We start from the raw sequence: 19,755 nt of genomic DNA on the forward strand, positions 1-19,755 counted from the left end.
CCTCGAGCGCCCTTCAAGCACCTTTGGGTTCATCGATGACGCTGACATGGGCCGCGACGATTCTCCAGCCCTCGGGGAAGCGAATCCAGGTCTGCATCTGCCGCCCCACTCTACCCGGTGCGCTGTCCCGGTAGAACAGCGTCGAGGCAATTGCGGTGTCGCGGCCATAGGTCGTGATCACGGTGCGCTCGATCTTGCGCATCAGCCCGACCGGCGAGCGTCCGGCGCGAAACGCCATGATCTCGGCATAGCCATAAAGGTTCTCGCCAATGCCGTAACGCAGCGTCCGGCGGTCGTCGCGGAACAGTTCGTCGAGCACCGCAACATCGTTCGAGACCAGCGCTTTCTCATATCGCTGGAACTGCGCGGTGACCTCAGCGACGACGTCGGGAAGATCGATATCCATATCAGAGTCCTCTCGGCGCCGGCGCGGCCACGACGCCCATCTGTTCCAGCGCGTAGGCGACCCGCAGCGCGACGTCCTCGCGCCAGGGCGCCGCGATGATCTGCACGCCGATCGGCATCGGTTCGAGCGGCACCGGCACGGCGACCACCGGCAGGCCGATGAAGGAGATCGGCTGGGTGTGGATGCCGATATTGGCGCGCACCGGAAGCTCGACGCCGTCGAGCGTGAAATTGGCCTGGCCGATCTTCGGCGCGGTGCACGGCGTCGCCGGCGCCAGGATCACGTCGACCGACTGGAACAGCTCCAGCACCCTGGCGCGATACCAGCGGCGGAATTTCTGCGCCTTGTCGACATAGACCGCCGGGATCATCGCGCCCGCAATGAGACGGTCGCGCACCGCCGGATCGAAATCGTTGGGACGCTCGCGCAGGTGATCGAGATGCAGCGCGGCACCCTCGGTCGTGGTGATGATGTAGGCCGCGGCACGGGCGCGCGCCGCTTCGGGAAGCTCCACGGTGCGCGTGGCACCGAGCGCCTTCGCGACGCGCGCGACCGCCTCTGTTGCCTCCGGAAACAGATTCTGCTGGAAATAGCCGCCGGCGATCGCAACCCGCAGCCCACCGATATCATTGGCAAGCAACGGCACGGTCGGCTCGACCGACTGCACGATGCAGGCCGGATCATCGGCGTCAGGTCCCTGCATGGCGTCATAGGCGAGCGCGAGATCCTTCACGCCGCGCGCCAGCGGGCCGAGGTGATCGAGGCTGGCGACGAACGGATACGACCGCGCGCGCGACAGCCGGCCATAGGTCGGCTTCAGGCCGAACGTGCCGCAGAACGACGACGGCACGCGGATCGAGCCGTTGGTATCGGAGCCGAGCGCGATCGGCACCAGCGCGCCGCCGACGGCGCTGCCGGAGCCACCGGAGGAGCCACCGGTCATCCGCGCCGGATCATGCGGATTGCGCGACGGACCGTCATGCACGTTCTCGCCGGTGAAGTCGTAGGCGTATTCGCCCATGTTGAGCGCGCCGACCAGCACCGCACCGGCCGCTTCCATCCGCTCGATCAGCGTCGCGTCGCGCGGCGACGGCGGCAGGTCGCGGTTGATCTTCGAGCCGGCGCGGGTCGGAAGACCCTGCACATCGAACAGGTTCTTGACCGCGAAGGGCACGCCGGCGAGCGCGCCGACCGGCTGACCGGCGGCGATCGCGGCATCGACCGCGCTGGCCCTGGCACGCGCGCGATCGGCGGTGACGTCGGTGAAGGCATTGAGGACCTTGTCATGCGCCGCGATCCGCGCGAGCGCAGCCTCGGTCGCGGCAAGAGCCGTGATCTTGCGGCTCGATACGGCCTGCGCGATCTCGGCGGCCGACATGGAAGCGGGAGTTTCGGACATCGCGATCTCAGGTCGAATAGACGGCGGCCGACACGACGTCGTCCGGCAGCGGGAAGTCATCGACCAGCCGCGCCAGCCGCAGCGAGACGTCGAGATTGGCGCGCACCGCCGGACGCCAGGCGTCCTCCAACGGCAACGCCATCGCGCGGGCGACGGCGTTCATATAGTCGTCGAGATGATCGGTCATTTCGCTCCCAATAACGATTTTGCGCATGATCTCCGCGCAAACGCGTTCCGCGTTTGTCGCGAGGAAAACCGGTCCCCACTTTTCCGGATCATGCGTCAAGACACCGGCAGAGGTGGATGCGGGATCGCCGTCAGCAACTCCCTTGTATAGGCATCCTGCGGATTGCCCAAGACGTGTTCGGATGTGCCCTGCTCCACGATGCGACCGGCGCGCATCACGATGACGCGATCACACAGCAGGCGCACGACATTGAGGTCGTGCGACACGAACAAATAGCTCATGCCCATCGACTGCTTGAGGTCCTGCAGCAAATTGAGCACCACCGCCTGCACCGAGACATCAAGTGCCGCGGTCGGCTCGTCGAGGATGACGAGCTTCGGGTGCAGCGCGATGGCGCGCGCGATGCCGACGCGGGCCTTCTGGCCGCCGGAGAGCTGGTGCGGGAAGCGGTCCAACAGATTGACCGGCAGGCCGACCAGCCGCGCGAGTTCCTCGCAGCGGTCGCGGAGCGCGTCACGCCCCTTGATGTCGCCGAGCTGCATGATCGGGTCCGCGATCGCGCGCGCCGCGGTGAAGCGCGGGTTAAGGCTGTCGGTCGGATCCTGGAACACCATCTGGATCTGGCTGCGCCCCGGCAATCGCGCGAACGACTGCGGCGCGATGCCGCCGATGTCCTCGCCATCGAACATGATGCGGCCGGAAGTCTGGTCCAGCAGCCGCATCACCATCATCGACGTCGTCGACTTGCCGCAGCCGGATTCGCCGACCAGCCCGACGCTCTCGCCATGGTCGATCGAGAAACTGATGCCGTCGACCGCACGGAAGATATCCTCCTCGACCGGCGGCTTGCGCCCGAACAGCTTTGCCAGCACCCCGCCCGCGCCCTGGCGCGGATAGTCCTTGACGAGCTTTTCGACTGACAGGAGGGGCTGCTTCTGCTCCCTCTCCCCGCCCTTCGCGGGGTCGAGACGAACGTAGCTCGCTCTGAGAGGGTCGGGGTGAGGGGCTGTATCCGCGCGTGCAGTATGCGGAGAGTCCCCTTCACCCGCCACGCTCTGGCGCGCAAGTGCGCTGCCGAGCGTGTCGGCCTCTCCCCGCGCGCGGGACGAGGCGGAAGAGTCTTCCTCCGGCAACAGATCCCGGAGCGACACCCCGACCCGCGGCGTCGCGCGCATCAGCTTCCGGGTGTAGGCGTGCCGGGGCGCGGCGAAGATGTCAGCCGACTTTGCGGTCTCGACCACGCGGCCCTTCTCCATCACCACGACGCGGTCGCAATAGGCGGCGGCGAGGCCGAGGTCATGCGTGATCAGGATCGTCGACATCGATCGGCGCCGGGTCAGCTCGACGATCAGATCCATCACCGCCTTCTGGGTGGTGACGTCGAGCCCGGTGGTCGGCTCGTCGGCGATCAGAAGCTGCGGATTGCAGGCCAGCGCCAGCGCGATGACGACGCGCTGGCACATGCCGCCCGACAGCTCGAACGGATAGGCATGGTAGCGCTCGCGTGCGCGCGCGATCTTGACCTGCTCCAGCGCCTCGATCGCCTTCTCGCCGCGATCGGTGACCTGCGCCTGCTGGACGTGCTGGCGCAACACGTCCTCGATCTGGTGCCCGACCTTGCGGATCGGATTGAGCGCGGCGCGCGGGTTCTGGAAGATCATCGAGACTTCCCGGCCGCGCAGATCGCGCATCTGGCTCTCGGTCGCCGACTTGACGTCGATGCCGGAAAACTTCACCGAGCCCTCGGCGATCCGGCCGGCGCGATCGAGAATCCGCATCACGGCATAGGAGGTCACCGACTTGCCGGAGCCGGACTCGCCGACGATGCCGACGGTCTCGCCCTTGCCGATGGATATGTTGACGTGCTGCACCGCCTTGACGATGCCGCGGCGGGTGGTGAACTCGACCGTGAGGTCGCTGACGTCGAGCAGCGGCTGGGCGGTCATGCGCACCTCCCCTCATGGGATGCGTCATCCAAAAATCCGCAAAACAACCCCATGCAAAGGAGTGAAGTGGTAATATAATACCTGGATGGGACAGGCATCACGTCCTCCGCTTCGGGTCGACGATGTCGCGCAGGCCGTCGCCGAGCAGGTTGAAGCAGAACACCGCGATCATCAGCGCCAGGCCCGGAAACAGTGCGATCCACCATTCGCCCGACACCATGAACCCTGCGCCCTCGGCGACCATGATGCCCCACTCCGCGGTCGGCGGCCGGACGCCGAGCCCGATGAAGGACAGGCCCGCGGCGTTGAGGATCGCATAGCCCATGGTCAGCGACATCTGCACGATCATGATCGGCATGATGTTCGGCAGGATGTGCCCGAGCAGGATGCGGTATTCGCCATTGCCCGAGAGCCGCGCCGCCTGCACGAAGCCGGCGTTGCGGCGGACATTGGCCTCGGCGCGCGCGACGCGGGCATAGAGCGGGAAGTTCACAATCGCGGTGGCGATGATGATGTTCTGCACGGTGTTGCCGAGCGCCGCGACGATGCCCATCGCCAGCACGAACAGCGGAAATGCCATGATGGTGTCGGCGATGCGGCCGACGATGCGGTCGGTCCAGCCGCCGAAATAGCCGGCGGCGATGCCGGCCAGCCCGCCCATCAGGAACACCAGCACCACGGAGGCGACCGCGATGAAGGTGTCTAGCCGTGTCGCGACGATGACGCGGCTGAAAATGTCGCGGCCGAGCTGATCGGTGCCGAACCAGTGCGCGGCGGACGGCGGCTTCAATGCTGCGGCGGTGTCCGATGCGAGCGGGTCGTACGGCACGACATAGGGCCCGAACAGCGCGGCAAACAGGATCAGGACCAGCAGCGCGAAGGCAAAGCCGGTGACCTTGTTTTCGCTCAAGACGTAGCGGGTCTGCTCAAAAGCAGCGGCAAGCCCCGACGTGCGGGCGGGGCCTGCGGGTTCGACGGTTGGAGCTACGGTACTCATGCTCTAGCCCTCCAGCCTGACGCGCGGATCGATCACGCCGTAGAGAATGTCGATCATCAGATTGAGCAGCACGTACATGACCGCCATGGTCAGCACGAAGCCCTGCACCGGCGCGAAGTCGGACGCGATCAGCGCCTCGACCGCGTAGGAGCCAATGCCGGGCCAGGCGAACACCTTCTCCACCAGCACATTGGCGCCCAACAGGAAGGAGAACACCATGCTGAGCGTGGTGATGACCGGCAGCATCGCGTTGCGGAAGGCGTAGGTGACGATCACCTTGCCGGGCGACAGGCCACTCGCGCGCGCGGTGCGGACGAAGTCGGACGCCAGCACCGCCAGCATCGAGGCCCGCGTCATCCGCGCGATCGGCGCCAGCGAGAAGATCGCGAGCGTCACCGCCGGCAGGATCAATTGGCTGAGCGCCGAGCGAAACGCCTCGAAGTCCCGCGCGATCAGCGTGTCGATGAGATAGAAGCCGGTGACCGTCGGCGGCGCGCTGGCGAACACGTCGAGCCGGCCGAGCGGCGCCGGCGACCAGCCGAACCGGAAATAGAACACATAGACCAGCACGAGCCCGGTGAAGAACACCGGCAGCGACACGCCGGCCGTGGTGGTGACGCGGCAGAGATGGTCGATCCAGGAGCCCGGCCGCGTCGCCGCCAGCACGCCGAGGGGGATCGCGATCACGATGGAGACGACGAGGCCGAGCAGGGTGAGCTCGGCCGACGCCGGCAGGCGGTTGCGCAGTTCGGCTGCCACCGGCTGGCCCGTGGTCAGCGACGTGCCGAGATCGCCGTGGGCGAGATCGTTGGTGTAGCGGACGAACTGCTCGATCAGCGGCTTGTCGAAGCCGAGCTTCTTCCGGATCTGGTCGACCGCCTCCTTGGTGGCCGCCGGCCCGGCAAAATACGCCGCGGGATCGCCCGGCAGCGCGCGCGTCAAAAGGAACGTCACGATCACGACCCCGATCAGCGAGGGGATCGCGAACAGCAGCCGCTTGCCGATCAGGGTCAGCATGGCGTGCTCCCGGCTGGATCGCGCAAAGCCACAACGGGACTGGACGGGCTCCCTCCCCCACAAGGCAGGACAATCGCATATGGGACGCACGAGCTTATCGGCTGGCTTACTTCGCCTCTCCCGCTTGCGGGGGAGGCTGACGCGATCGAAGAGCGCGGCGGGTGGGGGCTCTCTCCACTCAGGGATTCCCAATGTGGAAGCACCCCCACCCCGCCCTCCCCCGCAAGCGGGAGAGGGAGCCTGAGAAGCGTGCTCACCTCACTAACGAGGTCGACACACGCGAGTGGGTCGCGCGCGCTCATCACCGCCTCACCCCTTCGCCATCGCGCGATAGTCCAGCCGGCGGTGAAACCAGTATTCGTAGCCGGTCACGTTCTTCTGCATCGCGACGTTGACGAAGGGCTGATAGAGCGGAATGCGCGGGATGTCGGCGAAGGCGAGATCGACGAAGCCCTTCACGTCGGCGTCGTAGGCCGCGGTGTCGCCATTCGCGGCGGCGATGCGCGCGCCGTCGATGAGCTTGTCCATCTCGGGCGACTTGTAGCTCATCGTATTGAAGATCGAATTGTTGCCGTGATAGCACCAGTAGAAGAAGTACTCGGGATAATCGAGCCAGCCCGAGAACACGTTGGTGAACAGCGGCATTTCCTTCTTGGTGAGCTCGGTGCGCCAATTGGCGCCGGGCACCTTGTTGATCGTGGTCTTGATGCCGAGCTGCGCGAGGCTCTCCTGCACCAGCACGCAGAGCGGCTCGTTGACTCCAGCGAAATTCAGGTCGAACGAGATCGTGGTCTCGAAACCGTTGGCGTAGCCGGCCTCAGCGAGCAGCGCCTTGGCCTTCTCCATGTCGGTGTAATATTTGGTCGGCTGCGGCCAGGCGACCTCGGTCGGCTTGTCCTTTGCTGCGCCGAACATCGGGTTGGCGAGACCGAACAGCACCGCATCCATGATCTTCTGGTACGGCATCGCGTAGGCCATCGCCTGCCGCACCTTGGGATTGTCGAACGGCGGCTTGGTCACGTTCATGCCGATATACTGGATGCCGTTGGAGAACGGCAGCGAGACCACGTTGAGCTTGCCGTTCGCCTTCATCTCCTGGAAATCCTTGAACGGCAGCTCGTAGGAGATGTCGGCATCACCGCGCTCGAGCAACGCGCGGCGGTTGCCGGCCTGCGGCACCATGCGCCAGATCACGCGCTTGATCTTCGGCAGCGGACCGCAGACCCAATCGTCGTTGCGCTCCATGACGACTTCGGTGCCGGCGGTCCACTTGGTCACCTTGTAGGCGCCGGAGCCCGCGGTCTGCTGCTTGGTGAATTCGAGGCCCCACGGATCCTTTTCGCTGGCGTTCTTCTTCACCAGTTCGGAGTTGACGACGCAGGGCACGATCACCGCGAGGTCGGGGATCGTCAGCTTGTCCTTTTTCAGGAAGTCGACGCGCACCGTGGTGTCGTCGACGATCACGAACTGCTCGGGCTTGGTCAGCGAGCCCGCGCTCATCTGGAAGGTCGGGAAGCCGCCGACAGAGACGGCACGATCAAGCGACCACTTGACGTCCTTCGCCGTGACAGCCGCGCCGTCGTGAAATTTGGCGTTCTTGCGCAGCTTGAAGGTGACCGACATGTCGCCGATGTTGATGTCCTCGGCGAGCTCGGGCTTGAACTTGTCGCGGTCGTAATAGGGCACGCCGCCCGGACCGCTCTTCATCTCGTGGCTGATCAGACGGTCGTAGCAATTCCACGACACCTCGTAGCCCGGCACGTTGGTGCCGACGCCGTGGATATCGAGATTGTTGGGACCGCCTTCGGAGACGATGAGCAGCGTCTCGGAGCGCGCGTCGGCTTTGGCCGGTGACCAGATCGCCGGCGCGGTCGGCGCCAGCGCCCCCGCGGCCAGTCCGGACACCGATTTGAGGAAATCGCGACGCTTCATGTGATGCTCCAACGCCTTGGGAAACGGCCTTGGAACTCAGATCGCAAGGATTGTGCCAACCCTTAACGAAATCTTATGTCCTGCTAATGCCTTGCCGGGGCGAGAGAAAACGCCGATGGGTATCCCGGTCGGGCAAAATCTCTCATCGCCAATTGCATACAAAGACACGCGATATGCTCAATGAATGAGCAAGAAACGACTCCTGCTTGCTTTGTGGCCGGCGATGGATGTCGCGCGCGGAAGAGCGCTAATCCGGCCAGATCAGCTCCTGCAACTGCACGAAGTCATCGACCTGGTCCGGCCAACGCTCGATGCAGATGTGCCGGAGTGGATCGCTGGCCGAGTGCAGCATCAAGAGCGCCATCAGCCGCCGCTTCAGCATGAACGTCACGTCAGTGCGCGAGATGCCGAAACCATCGAACAGGCTGCGGACCCGGCGCGGATGCCCGGCGGCCATGAAGGCGCTGGGGCCGAGCAAATCGTACTCACCCCACCCCGTCCGGACGTCGCCGAAGTCGAACAGGCCGGCGACGTGCCAGCCGTCGGCCCGGCGCCCGAGCAGAAAGTTCTCCGGGATGTATTCGCCGGTCAGGATCACCGGCGGCGCGGTCATCGGGATCAACTCAGTGGCGTCACGCAGCAGATCGCCGAGCGAGGTGAGGAATTTCGCCGGCAGGCCGAGCCGTTGGTGCCGGGTCCGGCACTGCGCGATCTGGGTGCGCATGAACGCCTCCCAGCGCGGCTCGAGCGCGAGCAGGCTGCCGGGCGGCACGCGCTGCACCTCGGCGATCACGGCCCCGATCTCGGCGAGCACACGCTCGCGCTCGGCTTCCGGCAGCGCCGGCCACACCTCCGAGCCGACGGTGCCGGCGAGGTGCGTGATGACGAGATACGGCCAGCCGTCACGCTCGCCCTCCGCGACCAGGTCGGGAATCGGAATGCCGAGCCGCCCGCGCAACTCGGCAAGCGCGCCGCGCTCGGACACGAATTGCGGGCGCAGAAACGGCGGGAAGAGCTTGAGGATCAGGCCATCGTCGAGCCCGACAACCAGATTGGTGCCGGTCGAGAATACATGCGGCGCGGCGCACGACAGCCCGTGGCCATCGGCGATATCGCGCGCGACCGGCAGCCAGCGCGACGTGTCGCCACGCCAGGCGCGGTAGGAGTCGTAGTTGGTGAGGGAAGGAAGATGCATTCGCGCGCGGCCTCTCAACGCTGTCGTCCTGGCGGAAGCCAGGACCCATAACCACCGAATTTGATTGTAAGCGGGATCGCGGCCCTAGCCTCGCGCAACGATGAGCAGCCGGGGTAATGGGTCCTGGCTTTCGCCAGGACGACCCTGAGTGTGTGGCGCCGCTTGCGAGCGATACATTCACATCCTCTCAGGATGACGGAGAAACAGTTGAGCAGTCTGGATGCCCCTCACCTATCCGGATTGGCGCGCTCGAACTGGCGGAGCAGGCGGTTGCCGCGTTCGACGGCGTTGTCCATCGCGGCCTGCGCCGATCGCTTGCCGGCGAACACCTGCTCGAGCTCCTCCTCGATCACGTCGCGGATCAGGACGAACGAGCCGAGGCGGATGCCCTTCGAATGGTCGGTCGGCGGCTTCAGCGTCACCTCCTCGATCGAGATCGAGGCGCCGGGATTGCGATCGTAGAAACCCTGCGCGCGGGTGAGATCGAATGCGGCGCGGGTGATCGGCAGGTAGCCCGTGTTCTGGTGCCAGGCGGCCTGCACCTCCGGCCGCGACAGATAGGCGAAGAACTTCGCCACCCCGGCATATTCGGCGCGCGGCCGGTCGCGCAGCACCCACAGCGTCGCGCCGCCGATGATCGAGTTCTGCGGCGCGCCCTGCACGTCGGGTTCGTACGGCATCATGCCGTAGCCGACCTCGAATTTGGAATTGGCCCTGATGTCGGCGCGCGTACCCGACGAGCCGATGAAGATGCCGCATTCGCCCTTCTGGAAACGCGGCTCGGCCGCCTGCCCGCGGCCGCTATAGTCGAAGGTCTTGTCGGCCTGCCATTGCGCGAGCTGCGCGATGTGGCGCACCACCAAAGGGTTGTTGAAGATCAGCTGGGCGTCGAGCCCGGAAAACCCGTTGGCCTTGGTTGCGATCGGCAGATTGTGGAAGGCGGAGAAGTTCTCGACATTGATCCAGGACGGCCACGACGTGGTCACGCCGCACATCGCGCCCGCCGCGCGCAGCCGCTTGGCCACGACGCCGAGCTCCGGCCAGGTCCTCGGCGGCACACTCGGATCGAGCCCGGCAGAGCGGAACATATCCTTGTTGTAGTAAAGGATCGGCGTCGAGGCATTGAAGGGGAACGACAGCATGTTGCCGTCGACATCGGCATAGTAGCCGGCCACCGCGGGCAGATAGGCCGACGGCGCGAATGCCTCGGATTGATCGCGCATCAGCTCGAACACCGGATAGATCGCGCCGCGGGCCGCCATCATGGTTGCGGTCGCGATCTCGTTGACCTGAACGATCGCCGGCTGGCTGCGCGAGCGGAAGGCGAAGATCGCCGCAGTCACGGTCTCGGTATAGTTGCCCTTGTAGGCGGGCACGATCCTGTAGTCGGATTGCGAGGCGTTGAAATCGGCGGCAAGCTTCTCGAGCTGCTTGCCGAGCTCGCCCGACATCGCGTGCCACCACATGATCTCGGTGGCCGCTCGCGCCGGCGACACAAGCAGAAGAGCCGCGACGACGAGGTGCAAAAGCTTCAAGGCGAGCTTCAAAGCGAACTTCACGACGAGCCGTTCCCGGATGCCAACACGCCCTCATAAGGCGCTACAACCGCAGATTCAACCGACACCACAGGTTGCACCGCGGATTTAACGTTTGGCCGATGGCGAACCAGCGCCATTCTGCTAAAATTGCGTTGAACCTTTTCTTCCCGCCCTGGACACAAATCACAAGGGGAATTGTAGCCTGTGTACCGCCGCGCCGGCCTTTCGCGGATAACGATGCTTGCCGTCGCGCTGTCATGGGCAGCGGTCCCGGCGAGCGCTTTTGCGCGCGAATTCCGCACCGCCGATACCCAGAATGAGGACTATCCGACCGTCCAGGCGCTGAATTACATGGACCGCCTGATCGCTGAACGCACCGCCGGCCGGCACCGCATCGTGGTCTTCCATTCCCGCCAGCTCGGTGAGGAAAAGGAGACGCTGGAGCAGACCCGGGCCGGCGCCATCGACCTGAACCGGACCAATGTCGCGCTGATCGGGACAATGGTGCCGTCGGTCAACGTGCTGGCAATGCCGTTCCTGTTTCGATCGCCCGAACACCTGCAGAACGTGCTGGATGGACCGATCGGCAGCGAGATCCTGAACAGTCTCGGGGCTCACGGCTTCGTCGGGCTGGCCTTCTACGATTCCGGCGCCCGCTCGATCTATAACAGCGTCCACCCGGTCCATTCGCTCGACGACGTCAAGGGACTGCGGCTGCGCGTGCAGCAATCCGAACGGATGTCGGATGTGATGCGCGCGCTCGGCGCCCAGCCGGTCCAGATGCCCTACGGCCAGGTACTGACCGGATTCGCCACCGGGCTGATCGACGGCGCCGAGAACAACTGGGCGTCCTTCGTCACCACCGGTCACTACAAACATGCCCGCTACTACACGTTGACCCAACACACTTTCAGTCCGGACGTGCTGCTGATGTCGCAAAAGGCCTGGGCCAGCCTCTCGCCGGAAGAGCAGGCGATCTTCCGCGAGGCCGCGCAGCGCTCCAGCGTCTACATGCGCGAGAGGTGGCGGGAGCTCGAGGAGCGCTCGCGCAAGCAGGCGGAGCTGGCGGGCGTCGAGATCGTGGCCGACATCGACCGCAAGCCGTTCGAAGCTGCAATGGCCGGCATCTACGCCAGGGCCGAGCGCGATCCGGCGATATCGGCGCTGATCGAACGCATCCGCAACATGGAGTAACCGGATCTTGGACGCATCAAAGCAGGACGGGACGATGCGACGGCGGGCGGCCTTCGGGCCGCAGGGCCGTTTCCGCATCGTCCAGTTGCTGCGCGCGGTGCCGATCCGCTGGCGCATCCTTTCGATCGCCCTGCTCAACTCCGCGGTGGTGATCGTGCTGGCGGTGCTGATCTGGAACGGCGCGAAGGTGCTCGGCTCGGCCTGGGAGGACGTCCGCCAGGTGCGGGAATCCGACAAGATCCTGGCCAAGCTCGAAAGCGAGACCAGTCGCCTGCAGAATCTGATCCATCGCTACATCAACCAGCCGAGCCCGGACCTGTTCGCGGAAATCCTGCTGCTCCGCGAGGCCGTGCTCGGCACGCTGACCAACCGGGCCTCGACCGACCCGATGCTGTCAGGCTCGGTCGAGCAGCTGGAGCGCGTCACCAGCCGTTTCCTCGACGGCTTCGGCGAACTGCGCACCGTGCAGACCAGGATCGCCAAGACCTATGATGAGCAGGTGCTGTCGCCGACCAAGGACATGGCCGGGCTCTATTCGATCATCGAGGGCGCGACCGGCCATCGCGACGCACTGATCTGGCCCGCGCTCGGCAAGTCGCGCGAAGCGTTCACCTCGCTGCTGGTCGCCGCCAACGCCTACTATCTCTCGCTTGCCTCCTCGTCGGCCGAGGAAGCCCGCCGCAACATCGATACGATCGAGCGGACGATTCCCGTCATGACCGATCTGGCCGAAAACGATCTGCAGCGGATGGCGCTGGCGCGGCTCAAGGTCAAGACCGCCGAGCTGCGCGACGGGCTCGGCAAGCTCAGCGAGCAGCTCACCAACCGCACCGATCTGCTGCGCAACTCGATCGACGCCAGCCAGGCGGATGCGATCGGCGCGATCGACGATCTCTCGGTGAAGATGCGCCAGCGCGAGCAGAAGGCGCAGGAGACGTTCGACAAGACGCTGACCTCGATCTCGCGCCGGGTGCTGTCGATCGCCGTGATCTTCCTCGGCGTCATCATGTCGGCCGGCGTCATGATCGCGCTGTCGATCCGGCTGCCGCTGGCGCAGATCATGGCCGCGATGCGCACCATCACCTCCGGAGATCTCGACCGGCCGGTGCAGGGCACCTCGGCCAAGGACGAGGTCGGCGCCATGGCGCGTGCGGTCGAAGTGTTCCGCGAGAACGCGATCGCCAAGCGCAAGACCGAGGACGAGCTGCGCACCGCCAAGGAGGAGGCCGAAAGCGCGCTGCTCGAGCTCAATACCGCGCAGCAGAACCTGATCGATGCCGAGCGTCTCGCCGCGCTCGGCGGCCTCGTTGCCGGCGTCGCCCACGAGGTCAACAACCCGATCGGCATCAGCCTGACGGTGGCCTCGAGCTTCGCCCGCCGCAGCGAGATGTTCGAGAACGACCTGAAGACCGAGCCGCTGCGCCGCTCCAAGCTCGACGAGTTCGTGCGCGCCTCGCGTGACGCATCGCAGCAACTGGTCGCGAACCTGCAGCGCGCCGGCGAGCTGATCCAGTCGTTCAAGCAGGTCGCCGTCGATCGCTCGCATGCCGAGCGCCGCCAGTTTGCCTTGAGCGAATCCACCGACCAGATCGTGGCGAGCCTGCGGCCGGTGCTGAAGAAGGCCGCGATCGCGCTCTCGGTCGATGTGCCCGAGGGGCTCTTGATCGACGGTTATCCCGGCGCCTATGGCCAGATCTTAACCAATCTTTTCCTCAACGCCGTCAATCATGCCTTTGCCGATGGCCGCTCCGGCACCATCACCATCTCGGCGCGCGGGCGCGGCGCCGACGATGTCGAGATCATCTTCGCGGACGACGGGGCTGGCATGACGCCGGACGTGCAGCGGCAGGCGTTCGACCCGTTCTTTACGACGCGCCGCAACGAAGGTGGTACGGGCCTCGGCCTCCACATCGTCTATAACCTCGTCACCCAGCAGCTCGGCGGACGCATGATGCTGGAGTCAAGGGTAGGACAAGGCACCACTTTTCGCATTATCATGCCCAGGATCGCCAAGGGGGCAGCCAAGGGCGAGCCCACGATCACTGACGCAGCAGCCGACGGAACCAGTCAATGGCCGAACAGGACGATGTCCTCCAACTGATCGACGATACCGAGAGCCCCCCGGAGGACTCGTCGGCCCGCAAATGGAAGATCGCCGTCATCGACGACGATCACGCCGTCCATGAAGGCACCCGCTTCGCCCTGAGCGATTACAACCTGAACGGTTCGACGCTGGAGATCCTCTCGGCCTACTCTGCGGCCGAAGGCCGCACGCTGATGCGCGACAACCCCGACATCGCAGCCGTGCTGCTCGACGTCATCATGGAGACCGACGTCGCCGGCCTCGAGCTCGTCGAGTTCATCCGCAACGAGATCAAGAACGAGACCGTGCGCATCATCCTGCGCACCGGCCAGCCCGGCCAGGCGCCGGAACGGCGCGTCATCGTGCAATACGACATCAACGACTACAAGGCGAAGACCGAGCTCACCGCCGACAAGCTGTTCACGTCGCTGACGGCCGCGCTGCGCAGCTACCAGCAGCTCGAGCGCATGGTGCAGACGCGGCGCGGGCTCGAGATCATCATCGACGCGGCCTCGACGCTGTACGACTTCAAGTCGATGCAGCGGCTGGCCGAGGGCGTGCTGACCCAGCTCGCCTCGCTGCTCAACGTCGACTGCGCCGGCATTCTGGTGCTGCGCGACGACGGCAATTCGGCCGCGGCTGATTTCTCGGTGCTGGCCTGCTCCGGCTGCTACAGCCGCTTCATCGGCACCACCTCGTCGAAGGCACTCGATCCGGACCTGAGGCACATGGTGGAGGAAGCGTTCCAGCGCCGCAAGAACGAGTTCGCCGACCACCGCAGCGTGCTCTATTCGCGCACCGGCAGCGGCCGCGAGGTCGTGGTGCTGCTGCAGGCCGAGCGCCAGCTCTCCGACACCGACCGTGCGCTGGTCGAGATCTTCTCGAGCCGGCTGTCGATCGCGTTCGACAATGTGATCCTCTACCAGCAGCTGCACGAGGCCAACACCCAGCTCGAGGACCGCGTCGCGCAGCGCACCCGCGCGCTGATGCAGGCCAACCGGCGGCTCTCGGCGCAGTGGCTGCGGCTGCAGCGCGCCAACGGCTTCAAGAACGAGATCCTCGGCACCGTCGCCCACGATCTGAAGAACCCGCTCGGCGTGATCCTCGGCCGCACCGAGATGCTGACCGAACTGATCGGCGCCGGCTCGCCGAAGGAAAACGTCACGTCGCAGGTCGAGCACATCAGGGACGCCACCAAGCGGCTGACCTCGATGGTCGACCATCTGATCTCGGACGCGATGGCCGATGCCTTCGACATCACCATCCGCCGCGAACCGGTCGACGTCGCGGCGCTGGTCAACGAGGTCACCGAGGCCAATCTGCCCTCGGCCGTCAACAAGCAGCAGAGCATCTCGGTCTCGGGGCCGCAGCAATTCGTCACGATGTGCGACGCCGACCGGATCCGCGAGGCGATCGACAACCTCGTCAGCAACGCCATCAAGTACTCGCCGATCGGCGGCAAGATCACGGTCACGGTCAGCCATGAGGGCGACGACACCGTGATCCGGATCGTCGACCAGGGTCCCGGCCTCAGCCCGGAGGATCTCGGCCGGCTGTTCGGCCGGTTCCAGCGGCTGTCGGCCAAGCCGACCGCGGGCGAAAGCTCCACCGGCCTCGGCCTTTCCATCGTCAAGCGCATCATCGACATGCATGGCGGCCATGTGACCGCGCAGAGCCCGGGCCCCGGACAGGGGTCGACCTTTACGGTTACACTGCCGGCGACAGAGACATCATGAGCCAGAACCCGCATATCTTCATCGTGGACGATGAGGCACCGGCCCGCGAAATGGTCGGCGATTACCTCAAGATGCACGGCTTCGGCGTGACGCTGTGCGATGGCGGCAAGAGCTTGCGCAAGGAGATCGAGGGCTGCACGCCCGATCTCGTGGTGCTCGACCTCAACATGCCCGAGGAAGACGGGCTGTCGATCATTCGCGACCTCAAGAGCAAGATCAACGTCCCCGTCATCATGCTGACAGCTACTGCCAGCCCGATCGACCGGGTGGTCGGGCTGGAGCTCGGCGCCGACGACTACGTGGCAAAGCCCTGCGAATTGCGCGAGCTGATGGCGCGCATCCGCTCGGTGCTGCGGCGGAGCGGGCCGGCGAAAGCGGCGGCGCCGGAGCCGGCAAGCGCCAAGGCCGAAAAGGAGCAGCTGGTGCGGTTCGGCACCAAATGGCTCGATCTCGAGGCCCAGGCGCTGCGCGACGACGAGGGCAACGAGCATCCGCTGACGGCCTCCGAATTCGGCCTCCTGAAGGTGTTCGCGGCCAACCCGAAGCGGGTCTTGTCGCGCGAGCGGCTCCTGGAACTCGCCAATGCGCGCGACGCGGAAGCCTTCGACCGCGCCGTCGACCTCCGTATCATGCGCATCCGCCGCAAGATCGAATTCGACCCGACCAAGCCGTCGGTGATCCGGACCATCCGCGGCGGCGGCTACCTGTTCTCGCCGACCGGGGACAAGGCCTGATTGTCGTCCCGGCGAAGGCCGGGACCCATTACCCCGACTACCTGTGGTGAGACGACGATAGGGCCACAGCGAGCTCCAACAGCGAACGGCTGTGGTTATGGGTCCCGGCCTTCGCCGGGACGACGATTTGATTGTGTGGCACCGGCGGATTCAGCGACACAAAGGCTGTCAATCTGCGCAAAAATCCCTAAGTTTCGGCCATGCCGAAAACAGCCTCCAAAGCCCCCGCCAAGCCCGCATCGAAGACCGACCCCAAGCCCGTTGCCGCCAAGGCCACGGCGAAGGGCGACCATGTCTTCCTGGTCGACGGCTCGTCCTACATCTTCCGCGCCTACCACGCGCTGCCGCCGCTGAACCGCAAATCCGACGGGCTGCAGGTCAACGCCGTGCTCGGCTTCTGCAACATGCTGTGGAAGCTGCTCCGCGACATGCCCGAGGACAACCGCCCGACGCATCTGGCGATCGTGTTCGACAAGTCGGAGATCACGTTCCGCAACAAGCTCTACCCCGACTACAAGGCGCACCGGCCGCCGGCGCCCGACGATTTGATCCCGCAATTCGCGCTGATCCGCGAGGCGGTACGCGCCTTCGAACTGCCCTGCCTCGAGCAGGTCGGCTTCGAGGCCGACGATCTGATCGCGACCTATGCGCGGCTCGCCAGCGAGCGCGGCGCGACCACGACGATCGTGTCATCGGACAAGGATCTGATGCAGCTCGTCAACGACAAGGTCGTGATGTACGACACGATGAAGGATCGCCGCATCGGCCGCGACGAGGTGATCGAGAAATTCGGCGTGCCGCCGGAGAAGGTGGTCGAGGTGCAGGCACTGGCCGGCGACTCCACCGACAACGTGCCCGGCGTGCCCGGCATCGGCATCAAGACCGCCGCGCAGCTGATCATCGAATATGGCGATCTCGATCAGCTGCTGTTCCGCGCCGGCGAGATCAAGCAGCCGAAGCGGCGCGAGGCGCTGCTCGAGAACGCCGAGAAGGCGCGCATCTCGCGCCAGCTCGTGCTGCTCGACGACAAGGTCGAGCTCGAAGTGCCGCTCGACGACCTCGCCGTGAACGACCCCGACTCGCGCCGGCTGGTCGCCTTCCTCAAGGCGATGGAGTTCACCACCCTCACCCGCCGCGTTGCCGACTACGCGCAGATCGACCCGGCCAATGTCGACTCCGATCCCGGCAACAAGAGCGGCGCGAGCGTGTTCTCGCCATTGCCGCCATCCGATGTGACGCCGGCGCCCGGAGACGCCCCGACATCTGCGGCACCGCTGCCGAAAGCCAAGCCGACCGGTGCGCGTGACGACAAGAATTCAAACCTGAAGGGCACGCCGGCGACGCTGGCCGAGGCCCGTGGCGAGGCGATCCGGAAAATTGGCTTCGACCGCAAGGCGTATCAGGCGATCGGCAGCCTCGATCAGCTCAACGCCTTCATCGCCCGCGTGCCCGACACCGGCTATGTCGCGATCGAGGCGATGTCGGAATCGATTGACCCGATGCAGGGCGAGCTCTCGGGCCTTGCACTGGCGCTGGCGCCAAACGATGCGTGTTACGTCCCGCTCAGCCACAGGCAGGCCGGCGGTGGCGCGGGCCTGTTCGATGCCGGCCTCGCACCCGGCCAGATCAAGACCGCCGAGGCGCTGGCGGCGCTCAGGCCGCTGCTGGAGTCCGTCGGCATCCAGAAGGTCGGCTTCGACGTCAAGTTCACCTCGGTGATGCTGGCGCAGCACGGAATCACGCTGCGCAACATCGACGATGCGCAGCTGATGAGCTACGCGCTCGATGCGGGCCGTGGCTCACATGCGCTGGAGGCGCTCGCCGAGCGCTGGTTCGGCCACGCCGTCGTCAACTACGGCGGCCTCGTCGGCAGCGGCAAGGGCAAGCTGACCTTCGATCAGGTCACGATCGACAAGGCCGGCGAATATGCGGCCGAAAGCGCCGACGTGATCCTGCGGCTGTGGCGGGTGCTGAAGCCGCGTCTCGTCGCCGAGCGGATGGCGACGGTGTACGAGACGCTGGAACGGCCGCTGGTCTCGGTGCTGGCGCGGATGGAGCGGCGTGGCATCTCGATCGATCGCCAGGTGCTGTCGCGCCTGTCGGGCGATTTCGCCCAGACCGCGGCGCGCGTCGAGGCCGAGATCCAGCAGATCGCCGGCGAGCCGGTCAATGTCGGCAGCCCGAAGCAGATCGGCGACATCATCTTCGGCAAGATGGGATTGCCCGGCGGCAGCAAGACCAAGACCGGCGCGTGGTCGACCACCGCGCAGGTGCTCGACGAGCTCGCCGAGCAAGGCCACGAATTCCCGAAGAAGATCCTGGAGTGGCGCCAGGTCTCGAAGCTGAAATCGACCTACACCGACGCACTGCCGACCTACGTCAATCCGCAGACTCATCGCGTCCACACCACCTACGCGCTGGCCGCGACCACCACGGGCCGGCTGTCGTCGAACGAGCCGAACCTGCAGAACATCCCTGTTCGTACCGAGGACGGCCGCAAGATCCGCCGCGCCTTCATCGCGACGCCGGGCCACAAGCTGGTGTCGGCCGACTACTCGCAGATCGAGTTGCGGCTGCTCGCCGAGATCGCCGACGTGCCGGTGCTGCGCCAGGCATTCCGCGACGGGCTCGACATTCACGCCATGACCGCCTCCGAAATGTTCGGCGTGCCGATCAAGGACATGCCGAGCGAGGTGCGCCGCCGCGCCAAGGCGATCAATTTCGGCATCATCTACGGCATCTCGGCGTTCGGCCTCGCCAACCAGCTCGGCATCGCCCGCGAGGAGGCCTCGGCCTACATCAAGAAATACTTCGAGCGCTTTCCGGGCATCCGCGCCTATATGGACGAGACCAAGGATTTCTGCCGCCGCAACGGCTATGTGACGACGCTGTTCGGGCGCAAGTGCTACTACCCCGACATCAAGGCCTCCAACGCCTCGGTGCGCGCCTTCAACGAACGCGCCGCGATCAACGCGCGCCTGCAGGGCACCGCGGCCGACATCATCCGCCGCGCCATGATCCGCGTCGAGGACGCGCTCACCGAGAAGAAGCTCTCGGCGCAGATGCTGCTGCAGGTGCATGACGAACTGATCTTCGAGGTGCCCGACGATGAGGTCGCGGCGACGCTGCCGGTGGTGCAGAAGGTGATGCAGGACGCGCCGTTCCCGGCGGTGCTCCTGTCGCTGCCGCTGCAGGTCGACGCCCGCGCGGCGAACAATTGGGACGAGGCGCATTAGCGCTCCTTCGCCTCTCCCGCTTGCGGGGGTCGAGACGAGCAAAGCTCGCTCTTAGGCCGACGCGCGACGAGCGACGCAAAGCGTCGTCCGGAGCGCGGCGGGTGGGGGCTCTCTCCGCCGAAAGACTCTGCGCGGAGGCACCCCCACCCCGCCCT

The 19,755-nt window shown here is 65.7% G+C and carries 14 protein-coding genes; 5 read left to right on the plus strand and 9 right to left on the minus strand.

All coding sequences use genetic code 11. The features are described 5' to 3' along the window. Positions 1-13: 13 nt before the first annotated feature. From hpxZ to ugpB, 9 genes are all read right to left on the minus strand, one after another. Positions 14-406, minus strand: a complete 393-nt coding sequence (gene hpxZ, locus AC1VNY_RS13300) for an oxalurate catabolism protein HpxZ (protein WP_016845830.1) — start codon at positions 404-406, stop codon at positions 14-16. Between the two features lies 1 nt (position 407). Next, the gene (locus AC1VNY_RS13305) at positions 408-1,805 is read right to left on the minus strand and encodes an AtzE family amidohydrolase (protein WP_482405463.1); all 1,398 of its coding nucleotides are present in this window, start codon (positions 1,803-1,805) and stop codon (positions 408-410) included. Positions 1,806-1,812: 7 nt separating this feature from the next. Further along, positions 1,813-1,992, minus strand: a complete 180-nt coding sequence (locus tag AC1VNY_RS13310) for a DUF4089 domain-containing protein (RefSeq protein WP_018269566.1) — start codon at positions 1,990-1,992, stop codon at positions 1,813-1,815. A gap of 95 nt (positions 1,993-2,087) precedes the next feature. After that, a complete protein-coding gene (locus AC1VNY_RS13315; RefSeq protein ID WP_482405464.1) occupies positions 2,088-3,938 on the minus strand; it encodes a dipeptide ABC transporter ATP-binding protein in 1,851 nt (616 codons plus the stop codon). A gap of 97 nt (positions 3,939-4,035) precedes the next feature. After that, a complete protein-coding gene (locus tag AC1VNY_RS13320) occupies positions 4,036-4,935 on the minus strand; it encodes an ABC transporter permease (protein ID WP_482405465.1) in 900 nt (299 codons plus the stop codon). Positions 4,936-4,938: 3 nt separating this feature from the next. After that, positions 4,939-5,952, minus strand: coding sequence for an ABC transporter permease (locus tag AC1VNY_RS13325; protein ID WP_482405466.1), 1,014 nt, complete (start codon positions 5,950-5,952; stop codon positions 4,939-4,941). A 309-nt stretch (positions 5,953-6,261) separates the two neighbouring features. After that, positions 6,262-7,884 carry an ABC transporter substrate-binding protein gene (locus AC1VNY_RS13330; RefSeq protein WP_482405467.1) on the minus strand — a complete coding sequence of 541 codons (1,623 nt, stop codon included), beginning with the start codon at positions 7,882-7,884 and terminating at the stop codon, positions 6,262-6,264. Between the two features lie 247 nt (positions 7,885-8,131). Continuing rightward, positions 8,132-9,079, minus strand: coding sequence for an aminoglycoside phosphotransferase family protein (locus AC1VNY_RS13335; protein WP_482405468.1), 948 nt, complete (start codon positions 9,077-9,079; stop codon positions 8,132-8,134). A 227-nt stretch (positions 9,080-9,306) separates the two neighbouring features. Then, a complete protein-coding gene (gene ugpB, locus AC1VNY_RS13340) occupies positions 9,307-10,626 on the minus strand; it encodes a sn-glycerol-3-phosphate ABC transporter substrate-binding protein UgpB (RefSeq protein ID WP_482405477.1) in 1,320 nt (439 codons plus the stop codon). A gap of 228 nt (positions 10,627-10,854) precedes the next feature. Between ugpB and AC1VNY_RS13345 the strand changes: the two genes are divergently transcribed. The 5 genes from AC1VNY_RS13345 (at position 10,855) to polA (ending at position 19,600) form a co-directional block, all read left to right on the plus strand. Next, entirely contained in the window at positions 10,855-11,811 is a 957-nt protein-coding gene (locus AC1VNY_RS13345; protein WP_482405469.1) for a TRAP transporter substrate-binding protein, read from the plus strand. Positions 11,812-11,845: 34 nt separating this feature from the next. Then, positions 11,846-13,912 (plus strand): sensor histidine kinase, encoded by a 2,067-nt coding sequence (locus AC1VNY_RS13350; RefSeq protein WP_482405470.1) that lies wholly within the window; start codon positions 11,846-11,848, stop codon positions 13,910-13,912. Next, positions 13,882-15,630, plus strand: a complete 1,749-nt coding sequence (locus tag AC1VNY_RS13355; protein WP_028340476.1) for an ATP-binding response regulator — start codon at positions 13,882-13,884, stop codon at positions 15,628-15,630. Before AC1VNY_RS13350 ends, AC1VNY_RS13355 begins: the two co-directional genes overlap by 31 nt. Further along, positions 15,627-16,364 (plus strand): response regulator, encoded by a 738-nt coding sequence (locus AC1VNY_RS13360; protein WP_028333805.1) that lies wholly within the window; start codon positions 15,627-15,629, stop codon positions 16,362-16,364. Before AC1VNY_RS13355 ends, AC1VNY_RS13360 begins: the two co-directional genes overlap by 4 nt. A 200-nt stretch (positions 16,365-16,564) precedes the next feature. After that, positions 16,565-19,600 (plus strand): DNA polymerase I, encoded by a 3,036-nt coding sequence (polA, locus tag AC1VNY_RS13365; protein ID WP_482405471.1) that lies wholly within the window; start codon positions 16,565-16,567, stop codon positions 19,598-19,600. Positions 19,601-19,755 lie beyond the last annotated feature (155 nt).

Source organism: Bradyrhizobium ferriligni (assembly GCF_056837965.1).